Origin of the sequence: Peribacillus sp. TH27, assembly GCF_016650915.1 — a bacterium.
Taxonomy (GTDB): Bacteria; Bacillota; Bacilli; order Bacillales; family DSM-1321; genus Peribacillus; species Peribacillus butanolivorans.
This window is the reverse complement of sequence record NZ_JAEKEV010000003.1, coordinates 137583-151108: the sequence shown is the minus strand read 5'-3', so window position 1 is coordinate 151108 and position 13526 is coordinate 137583. Positions and strand designations below refer to the sequence as shown.

The 13526-nt window shown below is 39.6% G+C and carries 12 protein-coding genes; all 12 read right to left on the bottom strand.

Features of this window, described 5'->3' with window-relative positions:
• The coding region (locus JFU24_RS29635; RefSeq protein WP_201251065.1) for a sugar phosphate isomerase/epimerase family protein at positions 1–764 on the bottom strand (764 nt) is incomplete at its 3' end.
• Between the two features lie 66 nt (positions 765–830).
• Positions 831–1862, bottom strand: coding sequence for a Gfo/Idh/MocA family protein (locus JFU24_RS29630; RefSeq protein ID WP_201251064.1), 1032 nt, complete (start codon positions 1860–1862; stop codon positions 831–833).
• A 55-nt stretch (positions 1863–1917) separates the two neighbouring features.
• Positions 1918–3330, bottom strand: coding sequence for a sugar porter family MFS transporter (locus JFU24_RS29625; RefSeq protein WP_201251063.1), 1413 nt, complete (start codon positions 3328–3330; stop codon positions 1918–1920).
• A gap of 22 nt (positions 3331–3352) precedes the next feature.
• Positions 3353–4243: a myo-inosose-2 dehydratase gene (iolE, locus tag JFU24_RS29620; protein ID WP_201184459.1), complete on the bottom strand. Its 891-nt coding sequence runs from the start codon at positions 4241–4243 to the stop codon at positions 3353–3355.
• 17 nt (positions 4244–4260) lie between these two features.
• Complete coding sequence (gene iolD, locus JFU24_RS29615; RefSeq protein ID WP_201251062.1) at positions 4261–6171, bottom strand: 3D-(3,5/4)-trihydroxycyclohexane-1,2-dione acylhydrolase (decyclizing); 1911 nt, start codon at positions 6169–6171, stop codon at positions 4261–4263.
• Between the two features lie 30 nt (positions 6172–6201).
• Entirely contained in the window at positions 6202–7179 is a 978-nt protein-coding gene (iolC, locus tag JFU24_RS29610; RefSeq protein ID WP_201251061.1) for a 5-dehydro-2-deoxygluconokinase, read from the bottom strand.
• 25 nt (positions 7180–7204) lie between these two features.
• Positions 7205–8020: a 5-deoxy-glucuronate isomerase gene (iolB, locus tag JFU24_RS29605; protein WP_201184464.1), complete on the bottom strand. Its 816-nt coding sequence runs from the start codon at positions 8018–8020 to the stop codon at positions 7205–7207.
• 94 nt (positions 8021–8114) lie between these two features.
• Positions 8115–9584: a CoA-acylating methylmalonate-semialdehyde dehydrogenase gene (locus JFU24_RS29600; protein ID WP_201251060.1), complete on the bottom strand. Its 1470-nt coding sequence runs from the start codon at positions 9582–9584 to the stop codon at positions 8115–8117.
• A 1382-nt stretch (positions 9585–10966) separates the two neighbouring features.
• On the bottom strand, positions 10967–11143 hold the full coding sequence (locus tag JFU24_RS29595; RefSeq protein WP_201251059.1) for a hypothetical protein: 177 nt from the start codon (positions 11141–11143) through the stop codon (positions 10967–10969).
• A 537-nt stretch (positions 11144–11680) separates the two neighbouring features.
• Positions 11681–11860 (bottom strand): IDEAL domain-containing protein, encoded by a 180-nt coding sequence (locus JFU24_RS29590; protein ID WP_056521479.1) that lies wholly within the window; start codon positions 11858–11860, stop codon positions 11681–11683.
• Between the two features lie 442 nt (positions 11861–12302).
• On the bottom strand, positions 12303–12929 hold the full coding sequence (locus JFU24_RS29585) for a hypothetical protein (protein WP_201251058.1): 627 nt from the start codon (positions 12927–12929) through the stop codon (positions 12303–12305).
• The gene (locus JFU24_RS29580) at positions 12913–13401 is read right to left on the bottom strand and encodes a hypothetical protein (RefSeq protein WP_201184468.1); all 489 of its coding nucleotides are present in this window, start codon (positions 13399–13401) and stop codon (positions 12913–12915) included. Before JFU24_RS29580 ends, JFU24_RS29585 begins: the two co-directional genes overlap by 17 nt.
• Positions 13402–13526: the final 125 nt, after the last annotated feature.

The window sequence follows — 13526 nt, the reverse complement described above, 5'->3', positions numbered from 1 at the left end:
TCAAAATTCATTTCATTCAGCTTTCTGAAGATCGTATCAAAGTCAACTTCTGCCTCGCCGATGTTCAAGTGCTGGTGAACGGTTGCTTCAACACCTGGAGGGTTGACGATATAACGGAGTCCGTTGGATGCTTTATGATTGAATGTATCGGCAAACAATACGTGTTGTAGGCGATCACCGGCAGAATCAAACATTGGGGCAATATCACCCTTTCCATCATCGTAGAAAAACGTATGGGCGGTTGAATATACAAGGTTGATCCATGAGCGGTCAAGAGCACGAATCATATCCATCGCTCCTTCATGTGTTTCGATAAAATCGAATGGGTGCGCCTGTAAGTTCAGTTTAACGCCTTCTTTCTCAAAAACCGGAATGAGCTCATCCATTGATTTAATGAATTTTTCTTCACATACAACTTCATTGAATTTAGAACCATTAAATTCGCTGTTCATCAAATCAACATCCAATTCCACTGCCACTTCGATGGCGCGTTTCCAGTTGCGAACTGCAGCCTGGCGGCGGTCCTCATCAGGACCAGCCCAGTAGTAAAGTGGAAGCAAGGATGAGATCTTCACACCCGCGTCGCTGCACCAGCGCTTCAAATTTTTAATCTGTTCTTTATCTACTTTAGGATATTTATAGAATGGGCAAAAATCTTCACGCGGTGATAGTTCGATATATTCATAGCCTAATTCCGCCGTTTTATCGACCATTTCTTTTAAAGATAAATTGGCATACATCGTTGGATCTAATGCTAGTTTCATCGTCGTTTCCTCCAATTTGAATGTAATTATTTTTACCACAACACCACATAGTTTGTGTTACGAAGTTCACTGTACTGTGATTTTCCCCGTATAAAAATCAGGTTTCTCAGCCAGATCAACCGGTTCTTTTTGGCCTGATTCCTGTGCTTTTACGCAAGCATCAGCTGTTACAGCTGCAATGTATCCGTCCCATGAAGTCGGACCATTTGGCTGACCTGTCTGTTTAATAGAATCTATGAAATCCTGCAATTCTATGTCATACGCATCCATAAAGCGGTCTTTCCAGTCTATTAAAATATCCGTGCTGCGTTTTGCACCTTTCCTAGTAACGATACTTGCCGGTTCAGGAAGATACGCAACACCGTCTTCACCAATGACTTCACACTGGATATCATAGCCATATTTACAATTTACGAATACTTCTGCTTGAATAACAATCCCGCTTTTCGTTTCCAATATGATGATTTGAGGATCTTTTAAGTTAGCATGCGCACGACTTGCTTTCTTCGGGTAAATTACTTGAACGGATTTGTAATCATCGCTGATTAGCCAGTGCAATACATCAATTTCATGAATCAATGTATCAACGACCGCCATATCCGTTGTGTAGTTCTCATCCACTTCTGGATTACGGTGTACGCAACGGACCATGAGCGGCTCGCCAATTTCATTTCTATCAATGGCTTCTTTCAATTGTACGTAACCGCTGTCATAACGGCGCATAAAACCAACTTGTACCAAACGCTTCCCGTGTTTCATTTCCGCTTCGGTAATTCTCTTGCAACCTTCCGCTGTTGTCGCTAGTGGCTTTTCACAGAACACATATTTTCCGGCTTCAATCGCATTCAATACGTTTTGTTCATGGGCTGGTCCCCAGCTTGTCACAAGTACAGCATTCACGTTTTCATCTGATACAAGTGATTTGTCATCCGGATACACGACCGCCTCAAGTCCATATTGGTTTACGACCTGCTTCGCCGCTTCTTCATTCACATCAGTTACAGCGACAATTTTCCCGCCGGATAATTTGTTTGTAATTCTTTTAATGTGCTCCCGTCCTATTGCTCCAGTTCCTATTACGCCGATATTTAATGTCATGACTATATTCCTCCTATTATACGTATCTGCATTTATGCCAATTAACCTATATCTCTTATACTATTTTTGTTATTTCTTTAACAGGATCTTTTCCATGGTTACGGAAGTTTTGTTCAAGCTGTTCAAGTGTAAGCCCTCTCGTTTCTGGCAAACATTTTTTCACAAATGTGATAGCCAATATACCTAAAATCGCAAAGACATAGAATGTTGTAGACAATCCGACTTTATCAAGTAAAACCGGGAACGTTAAACCAATTAGGAAGTTCACTATCCAAAGGAAGAATACGGTAACACCCATACCAAGCCCACGTACTTGAAGTGGGAAAATCTCTGAAAGCATCAACCAAGTAACCGGTGAAATGGCTCCCTGCTGGAAAGCAAGAAACGTAACAGTCAAAGATAAAATAACATATGGAAGAGCAGCCGTTCCTTCAAGGAGGGAAGAGAAGATGCCAATCAATAGAAGGGCCGTCGTTGTTCCAATCAATCCAGTTATAAGCATTGGACGACGCCCAATTTTACCAAGTAGCCAAATACCTAAAAACGTGGCCAAAACGGAGATGACACCGTTTGCAATATTTCCAATCAATGCAGCTTTTGTTGCAAAGCCTGCATCTTTTAAAATCTGGGTACCATAGTACATAATCGAGTTGACGCCTGTTATTTGCTGGACAATCGCAATCCCCATTCCAAGAAAAACAATTCTCCGTATCCATGGAACGGTTAAATCTTTATATGTAGCTTTCTTAACATTGGTTTCTTCAACGAATGTTTCTTTAATTCCCTGATATTCTGATTCTGCCTGGTTTGTATTGCGTATTTTTTTCAAAACGTTCAGAGCCTCGGCATTTTTCTTCTTTGATACTAGCCACCTTGGACTTTCAGGCAACCGGAGCATTCCGAAGAAAAGAAGGATAGCTGGAAGTGCCGCTATAGCCAGCATGTAACGCCATACATGAGAACTGTCGCCCATTGTTGTACCAAGAATGGCATTGAAGATAAATGCGAGCAACTGCCCACTTACAATCATTAATTCATTCTGAGTAACAATTCGTCCGCGTCGTTCAGCAGGAGACATTTCCGCCAAATAAGTCGGAACGGTTACAGATGCTCCCCCAACAGCAAGTCCGAGTAGAAAACGGCAAGCTATCATGACCGTAACATTCGGTGCAAGCGTACATCCAATCGTAGAAAAGAAGAATAGTATCGAAAGGAAAAGAATATTTTTTCGGCGACCAGCATAATCCGAAAGCCGGCCTCCTAAAAACGCTCCAAGTGCCGCGCCTAAAAGAAGTGAACTGGCAACAAGACCTTGCGTAAGTGAATTGAGGTTAAGTTGGTCTTCTTCTGACATATACGGCAATGCGCCATTAATAACACCTGTATCATATCCAAACAAAAGACCGCCTAACGTCGAGATAATAATAATCTTGCGTAAGAATGCCATTTGATTTCCCTCATTATTCAAATGAATCACTTCTTTCTAGTTTTTAATCTTGAACTAGGAGCAATCTGTCATTTATATATTTGCGAGCGATTAACGCGTATTCTAATGGATGGGCAACAGATGGATCTTGTTCAGCCTCTACAACAATCCACCCTTTATATTGATGGTCAAGAAGTGTATGAAAAGGTTCCACAAAGTCAACGGACCCGTCACCAGGGACTGTAAACATACCAGCTAAAAAAGACTCTTGAAACGATTTTTCTTCTTTCCGACACTTCTCCAGGACCTTATGTCTTACATCTTTAAAATGGACATGTCCAATGCGGTCAATGTGCTTTCTTAACAGTGTCATGTACTCACCATCTGATACATAAATATGTCCAGTATCATATAGCAAATGAACCAAGTTTTTTTCGGTGTTTTCCATAAGACGATCAATTTCAGACAATGTCTGAACTCCTGTCCCCATATGATGGTGATATACCAACTTCAAATTGTACTGACTCGCGATTTTCCCGAGCTTATTTAGTCCGACACACAATATTCCCCATTCTTCATCTGTAAAGTAAGGTTTTCCCTTAAATACATTGATCTCTCCACCTTGAATACTGTAAGTCTGTTCGGATACAACCGCCACATCCCCATGGACAGCCTGTAAATATTGGCAGTGCTTATGGAAATCCTGTTCTGCTTTTTCGATACCATCACGGATGATATAGCTGCTGAACCACTGACCAGCGATTTTTAAGTTTCGAAGCTGAAGTTCTTTATTCAGGGCGGCTGGTTCAGGGAAGAAACCACCTACTTCTGTCCCCTGAAATCCTGCCACGACAATATCGCTTAAAAGGTGGGATAAGGTATTCTCAGCCCCTATTTCCGGAATGTCATCATTACGCCAACCAATTGGGGCAATCCCCCATAAAATCTCCTGCATTTTCTGAATTCCTCCTTTTAATATTGTTTGGCGGTCTTTAATTTTTCTTGCCTCGCTTCATATGCCTTTTGAACACTTTCTTGTTCAGAAACTTCTGCCACACCAACATTCCACCAAGCGTCATAGCCATCTGTCATTGTTTTCGGAAGTACTTTCATTTCAATTAATGTAGATACTGATTGTTTTTTTGCATCTTCCAAAGCGGCTTTCAATTCATCAACAGTATTAGCCCGATAAGTCTTGGCTCCGTATCCTTCTGCAACTTTTGCGTAATCAATATTCATAATTTGATTGTCATGTGTTCTGAACTCACAGCAATAAGTGCCGCTACCATTCTCCATTTGCAGATTGTTAATACAGCCAAAGCCTGAGTTATCAAACAATAAAATATTGATTTTATGATTATATTGAATGGCCGTGATCAATTCAGAATGGAGCATTAAGAAACTGCCGTCTCCTACCATTGAATAGACTTCCCGGTCCGGATGAGCAAGCTTCGCTCCTAAAGTTCCTGCAATTTCGTAGCCCATGCAGGAGAAGCCATATTCAAGATGGTACGTGTTCGGAACTGTCGTATGCCAAAGACGCTGCAAGTCCCCCGGAAGTGATCCGGCTGAACCGACGACCACACTGTCCGGATTGACTGTATCATTAATTGCGATCATCGCAGTGGATTGTGCCAATTCAGTTTTCAATGCATCTGAGTATTCATTCAAGATTTGCTGTGAAAATTGGCTTTTAATTTCAGGTGTAAAATTTTCACGATTGAATGTCACTCTACTCAAACGGTCTCGTTCGGTAAGCCAATCTTCCTTCCATTCTGCAAACATTTCACCAAATTCTGTTTCGTATCCCTCTAGTAACCCCTCAAGTTGCTCAAGCGCTATTTTTGCATCCGCGACGACTTGAAATCCATCTAGCTTATATGTCTGAAGACGGCTGACATTAATGTTCAAAAACTTCGTGTCTTCAAAATTAAAAGCAGTTTTAGAAGACGTTGTAAAGTCTGTATAACGTGTCCCGACACCAATTACGAGATCTGCCTGGCGGGCTGCTTTATTGGCAGCCATTGTACCAAGAATGCCCACTCCGCCCAAGTTCTTAGTAAAAGATGATTCCACCGTTGATTTACCAGCCTGCGTTTCCACAAGTGGTATGTTATGCTTTTCTGATAGCTTGATTAAAATATCACGTGCACCGGAATACCTTGCTCCTCCTCCGACGATAATGATTGGCTTCTTACTTGCTTTAATCAGATCTGCAGCTCCATTCAGTTCCCGTTCCACTGGCGCTTTCCGATCCAAATAATGAACGCGTTTATCAAAAAATCGTTCATCGTAATCGAATGCTTCTCCTTCTACATCCTGCGAGATGCAAATCGTCGCCGGACCCGCTTTTCCAGGATCGGTCATCACTTCAAATGCACGAATCAGACTTGACATGAGCTGCTCTGGACGAGTGACGCGATCCCAATATCTTGATACCGCCATAAAAGCGTCATTAGTAGTTATCGCCGTACTGTGCTCATGCTCAAGTTGCTGAAGCACCGGATCAGGCTGGCGTGTGGCAAATGTATCTGCCGGGAGCAAAAGGACAGGAATATTATTAGCAAGTGCTGTACCAGCTGCCGCTATTAAGTTAGCAGAACCTGGACCGGCCGATGTGGTAACGGCATAAATTTTGCGGCGGAGCATTTCGCGACTATAGGCGATTGCTGCGTGCGCCATTCCTTGCTCATTCTTTCCTTGAATCACTTTCAAGTGGCCCGCATCCTGTTCAAGAGCCTGACCAATTCCAACGACATTTCCATGACCGAATACATTAAAAATCCCTTCGACAAATGGATACTCTTCACCGTCAACGTGAATATACTGCTGATTTAAAAACTTAATTAAAGCTTGGGCTGTTGTTAGCCTCACTTTTCCCATCCTTTGCTCACCTCTATGTAGATAATTTGCTTACACTCGTTCGGCAATTAGTTCCTCAATTTCTTCTACAACTGGCATAGCTTCAGAAGAGCTATGTTTGCTTACTACTATTGAAGCAGAAGCACTTCCAAATTTTAAGGCGCTTTCAATCTCTTTGCCGCTCACTAATGCATATAAGAAAGCGGAAGCATATGAATCTCCTGCGCCAAAGGTTTTTAATACTTTCGTTTTATAAGCCTTCGCTTGAAATACTTCGCCCGATTTGGCATAAGCATATGAACCCTCGACACCATGTTTGATGACCACTAGATCTGCGGAATGGTTAAACAAGTAACGGACAGTCTCTTCGTTTGTACCTTTTTCGGTGTTTTCCATTACATCATATTCATCACGCGTGCCTATCAAAATGTCTGATTGCTCTGCTACTAAAGAATAATAAACAGAGGTTTCTTCAATAGAATTCCAGGTATACGGACGGTAATCCAATTCAAATACGACTTTTACATGATGTTTTTTCGCCAGACTGACCGCTTTTAACACAGCTTCACGTGATGGGCTTTGCGCTAAGGCCGTTCCAGAAACAAGTAGAATTTTTGATTTTTTGATGTATTCTGCGTTTACTTCTGAAGGCGCTAATTGAAGGTCGGCTACGTTATCTCTATACATAAGGATGCTACATTCTTCAGGACTTTTGATTTCTGTGAATGCTAGTCCCGTTTTATGCCCCTTCTGATCAATCACCATATTTGATGTATCCACGCCTGCTTCGCGCATATACCGCTCGATAAATCGTCCGTGTTGGTCATCCGCAAGCTTGCCGATGAATCCAACAGTCAAACCTAATTTTGAACTGCCAATGGCAACATTGGCAGGTGAACCGCCCACATATTTTGTAAACGTCATGGTATCTTCCATCGGGCAATTATATTCATTGGCATTTAAGTCGAGGCAGGCACGGCCGATAGCAATCAAGTCAAACTCCTTATCGGTACTAAATGTATAGTTCATCCAATTAACAGCTCCTTCTTTTTTTTTACCGCTTTAAGATCCATTCATGATCTGGATCATTGTAGAATTTCCAAGTCCTCGTCGGGCCAGCCATGACATTTAAGTAATAAGATTCATAACCATCCGGTACCCCTACCGGATGATACCCCGCCGGTACAAGGACAACATCTCCGTTTTCGACAGTCATGGTCTCATCAATCGAACGGTCATCCGTATAAACACGCTGGAAGACAAAACCCTGAGGTGGATTCATTTCATGGTAGTAAGACTCTTCTAATTGCGACTCTACTGGTAAGTTGTCCTGGTCATGTTTATGCGGAGGATAGCTCGACCAGTTGCCGCTTTCTGTGTAGACTTCGACCACAAGAAGACTGTTCGCTGACGGATCCGAATCCGGCAAAATATTATGCACCATCCGTTTATTACTCAAAATACCTCGTTGTTCAACACCAACATCCTCTGCTTTAATCAATTTGGTCGGAAGTTGCTTTTCAGAAGGGGAATAACATAGTGCTACGCGGGCTTCAGTTATACCTTCTACTTGAAAATGGTTGTTATTCGATATGTAGATGCTGTCCGTCGGCACCTTTTCAAACACACTTTCACGTGTGCCTAAATCGTGGAATGTTTCTTCGCCTACTGTCACGTTGATCTTTCCAGTCAAAGCGACGATACAACACTCCGTTTTATTTAATGATTCTGAATATTTAGAGTGTGAAGCTAACTCAACTATTTTAAACTCAACAAATTCTAATGGAGAATTTACTTTCGTTACTTCCTGAACAACTGTAACACCTTCACCAACCTCAAGTTTTCCTGGTTTTTTCAGTAATTTGCTCATATGTACCTCCTTGTTTCTCAGGCAAAAAATTGGATTAATCTGGCCCGTATCTAAACGGACCAGACTTCATTTATTTTCTATGGGATTTATACGATTACTTCACGTAGCGTGCAGTCACCATTTTTTTTCGAGTGTAGAACTCCACACCGTCTGTCCCGTTTGCATGAAGGTCACCATAGAATGAATCTTTATATCCAGAGAATGGGAAGAATGCCATAGGTGCGGGAACCCCCACGTTAATGCCCAGCATACCCGCATGAATTGTTTCACGGAACTGGCGTACATCAGCTGCACTGTCTGTATATAGGCAAGCGCCATTAGCAAGAGCGGATGCATTCGCAATCTCAACGGCCTCTGTTAAATCTTTCGCACGGACTATGGAGAGGACCGGAGCGAAAATTTCATCTTGCCAAATTTTCATTTCCTGTGTTACATGATCAAAAATCGTAGCCCCAAGGTAGTAACCATTTCCACTTGCGGCCTCGTCTTTACGGCCGTCACGTACAAGGGTCGCCCCTTGCGCTACACCGGATTCAATATAGCTAATAGTCCGTTGCTTAGCCCCTTCCCGGATAACTGGTCCAAGAAAAACGCCGTCGTCTAGGCCATTACCGATTGTAATGGTATCTGCAGCCTTTTTTAATTTTTCAACTAACTCCTCCGCTACACATTCTTCTACTACAACAACAGCAGCTGCCATGCAACGTTCACCAGCTGAGCCGAAAGCCGCACTTGTAATTTCTTTTGCTGTCATATCAAGATTGGCATCTTTCAAGACAATCGAGTGGTTTTTTGCTCCTGCAAGTGCCTGAACGCGCTTCAAGTTGGCCGTACCTGTTTTATAAACATATTCAGCAACTGGTTGTGAACCAACGAATGAGATAGCTTTCACATCTTTATGTTCAAGAAGCCCGTTTACCACATCATGTGCGCCATTTACAATGTTCAATACACCTTTAGGAAGACCCGCTTCCTCAAACAGTTCAACAATACGTGCTGCAAGAAGTGGTGTACGCTCAGATGGCTTTAACACGAATGTATTGCCACATGCAATTGCAAGTGGGAACATCCAGCAAGGGACCATCATCGGAAAGTTAAACGGTGTGATACCGCCAATTACACCGATTGGATAACGATACATACCCGATTCAATGTTTGTCGCAATATCTGGAAGCTGTTTGCCCATCATAAGTGTAGGTGCACCCGCGGCAAACTCCACACACTCGATGCCTCGCTGTACTTCACCGATTGATTCTGATAAACTTTTTCCATTTTCGATGGTAACAAGTTTCGCAAGTTCCTCCCAATTATCTACTAGGAGCTGCTGATATTTGAACAATATGCGAGCTCTTTTTGGAACGGCTACCTGCGACCATTTTTTAAACGCTTCATTCGCAACTTGAACTGCACGATCCACATCTTCTTTAGTTGAAAGTGGCACTTCGGCAATCGCCTCACCAGTTGCAGGATTAACGACGATCTCCGTTTGCTTTGAGGTGGATTCAATCCACTCACCATTTATGTAGTTTTTTAATTTTTTAACCTCATGTGTTACTGATGACATGCTTTTTTCCTCCTTGTTTTTTCGAAATTATCAGTCTTTTGTGATTAAAGGTTAAATGAAATCGATTTCATTTAACTTTAAATACCATCCGCATTTTAATTCTTTGTCAGGTATTTTTAGACCAAACAAATAGATTTCTTACTTTCAACGGTAATAGTTTAGTAGTTATAGACTCAATTTGTAATAAGGCTAGTAATGAAATCGATTTCATTATCTTCTAAATCTCTAATTGAAAAGAAAGCTTCCAAAACTCAGATCATTCAAAATCCTAATAGTCTTATTAAATTACCTTTTCTTTTTTTGAAGTAAAATATAAAAATCATTGCGACATGACTATAATTACCTCAAGCGTTTAGACACTTTATCTCCTGAATACAGGTTGCCTATACGGTAAATCTAAAAATGAAATCGATTTCATTTACTTTATAAGGAAATACTACAATGAATTTTTTCCTTGTAAACACTTTTTTGTATTTTTTTAAACAAACATCTTCTTTTTGTCGATTCAGAGGACCGATAACTAAAAGGAAATTAAGTATGAATACTTAGAGTACCATGACATCTATATGGAGATGAATTCGTAGGTAAGGACTATCTTGATTGTGTTGTATACAATTGCACGATGTAAAATCCAATCTCGATATTGATATTTTCAAATACTAATTTACTAGGTTCATTTACCTTGAATATTCTGCTCTTTTAAAAAACATCACCAGCTGCTCCCCATGCTTTCCCAATTCACTAATTAAGCTATACCCTGATCGAACATATGGTGTAGTTCAAATCAATCCTCCTGGATAAAATCCATTATCAGAACCTTTTCCCCTCCATTTTTTTAAATTCATCCTTATATAAAGCTTTCTATCTACATGACTTCTAATCTCTAAACTTCTTATTAATGTTCTGTTCTTACAACATAGGGCATAGAGCATGCTGAAAAACTTGCTAATAAGTGAACACAAAAAGTACTATAGCAGGAGAAAGAGAATCGATTAGGGATAACAAGAGCCAAACCTAATCTGAGAAAAACAGTGTTAACGAAATAAGGCAATTCATCAGGAAAGCTGATATTTTAGTGAAGGTAAATCTATTGTTTGGATCCCTCCATTCCTTTGTTTTTTTATTTATTTTAAAATATCTTTCTAAATTTCAATGGCTGATCATTTTTTAGAATTCCCTTAGGGTATATTTTTGCTGCAAATAATGAAATAAACGAATGCTAATTAACATAATACTGTACTAATTCCTGCTAAGAATAACATAAGACCAGGGGATGCAATCTAAAGAGGTTCTTGCATCCTTAACCAAGAATCAATAATAAAGAAAGTGACTCAGGAAGTTTAAAAGCTTTTCCTAAGTCACTATTTCCTGTTAACTAATTGTTATTGATTTCTTTTATCTTTAAGACTTTTGGGGACATAGTCATTAAGTTTATTAAATAGAGAAGTAAGGTAGGAGTTGAGTTCAAATCGGTCTTCCTGAACAAATTCGGCTAACGAAACACCATTTTTTTTCATTTCTTTTCCCCCCTTTGCAACTTCCATTTCATCTTGATGCACAAACTCTCATTCTCTTATACCGTCAAATTGCTTTTCACAAATTTACCCGATTTTCAATTAATTATTATTTTTGAGACAGCCATCAATTGCTATCTTAATTCATATCCTTACAAAAAATATTTACAAAATTAGTGAAACTAAAGGATCAACATGAAGATAGGCCCTACTACGGTTTACTTACCCCATTATGGTTCCACGCATTTGATTATCATAATTATACAAGAAAGCGCTTACAATGTAAAATACTATAATACTATAGATTCCTATTTACTTAGAATGTTTCTCATAATTAAATTTTATGTCCACCCAAATTGAAGGTAAGGGGATATCCTATAATATTGAACCTCACCAGCTTTTGAAGTGCGACTGCGCTTCTATTTTTATTTTTTCGTGCCTTTTTCCTTAATGGATTTTTCAATATTCCTACTATTCTCCAAAACTTTAAGAATCAAACCAATTCAAGAATTTCTTACATTGTGAGCCTTATTTTTTATAAAAAAATTTCTGTATGCGTTTTTACTTTGCGTGTACAAAAGTTTAAGAAATACTCTTTAATTCATCTGTTAAACGAATAAACTCTTCCTTATTACGCATTTTCAATGATTCATCGATTTTTTTTTCAATTTGGGCTTTCCTGTAATCGCTGAGAGCCTTTTTTAAAACCATTTCAGCCATCACTTCAGGTTCTAGTGGTGTTCCAGGCAATTGCTTCTCCATACGAAACCAACTCCTTAACCTTTTTTCTATTATACTAAGTAACTTGGAGATTATTATTATTAATTAAATCCTTGTCTTCCCCCCTCTTTTCTATTTGCTTATTCTCATGATTCCCATGTAACCACTCTTCTATACATAAAGATTACTAATTTTATTATTTTGAATACAAACAAGTTAAACCTTAGTCTTAATTCTAATTCGACCTTCAATATTTTATGAGGTTTGAGAATATAAGTGGTGGACTTTTCCCTTTTTTGAAAGGATTCAAACTAAGAAAAACATTACTCCAATATGTACGGTCAAATGAGCTTGAACAATAAAGTAACCTACATAAATGATTTAATGACCCATTTATTCATTCATTCAATGTGTATAAGTCCATAAAAAAAAAGGATAGTGGTTAACACCTATCCTTTTTTCATGATTGTCCTCTGCTCTCTCATTAAAAATAATCCTCATAGTTCAATAAAATGGCCTTCATGGTTTGACTGGAGTTTCCCTTTTCTTTAATTCTTTGTAGAAAGTCCATAAACAAAATCACCAGTAAATCCTCGACAGTGAGTTCTTCATCCATTAAGTACGGTGATATGTCATGAAGAAAGACCTCTCCCCGGTAAATCTCTGACTCCTTGATCCGAAGTGTAATCTCCGCTTGTTTTTCTTCTGATGTTACCTCCATCTCTTCTTCCCTTTGCTCAAAAGAGAAAAGATTGGTTGTCACCTGTTTCAACACCCTTTTTTCGATCATCGGGCGTTGAAGAAATTTTTTCTTGGAAGAAATCAAAAAGGAACATAGCTGGTCATATTTGGCTCCTTTTTTCACTTGTTCCAGAAAATCAAAATACAAGAGGGCAATCAGGTGATACAATGTCAAATTTTGAGGAGCCTCTTCAAACAAGTCCTTAATGTCTTCAACGAATACCTCACCTCTCAAATATTCATAATAGGGTACCTCAATCTGTAGATACCTATATTTAGGCAATAGGTAATCTAAAAAACCCTTTTTTTCCTTAGTCCCATAAAGCAGCTTGTTCGATAGAAGACTGAATTGACTATAGGATTTCTTCAACGGAACCCCCTCTTTCCAGCCAGGAAACAGCATGATGGATCATGAAATAAACGACTCTACGATCAGAAAGATCCTTCAAAATCGCGACTTCATGTAAGCCCCCTTTTTGACCATATTCCGTTTCCAATAGGTAGGTATGCATATATTCCTTCGTGTCTTTGTAATCCATAACATAATCCACATCCCTCCACCTTGCTAGTCCAAACCGCAGCAACAAAGTATTACAGGCCGTTTGTGTCAAAGGCTTTCCCGTCTTTTGATGATATTTGGGGCTTAATGCTTGGCAAAGCGTCCGGAGCTTGACCTTCATAACATAATCTACAGGGAATTTAATATCATGCTGCTTGTCCTTTCTCACTTTTCTCACCGACGTTATTTGATGTGATGGATTTTCCAAAGATTTTTTTTGAATAACTTTTTCTTTAGGATTCGTTTTCTTCCATTCATTGAAAAAAGGGTTCAAAGACGACATCCCCTCCCTCCTCTCTCCTCACATTCTGCAAAAATGGGAAAATACCTTAAGGTCACTTTGTCAGTTTTCCACTTTACTAACAATATAGTGGGGAAAAGCAAGCATTAGAACCGGATAAAGTATGA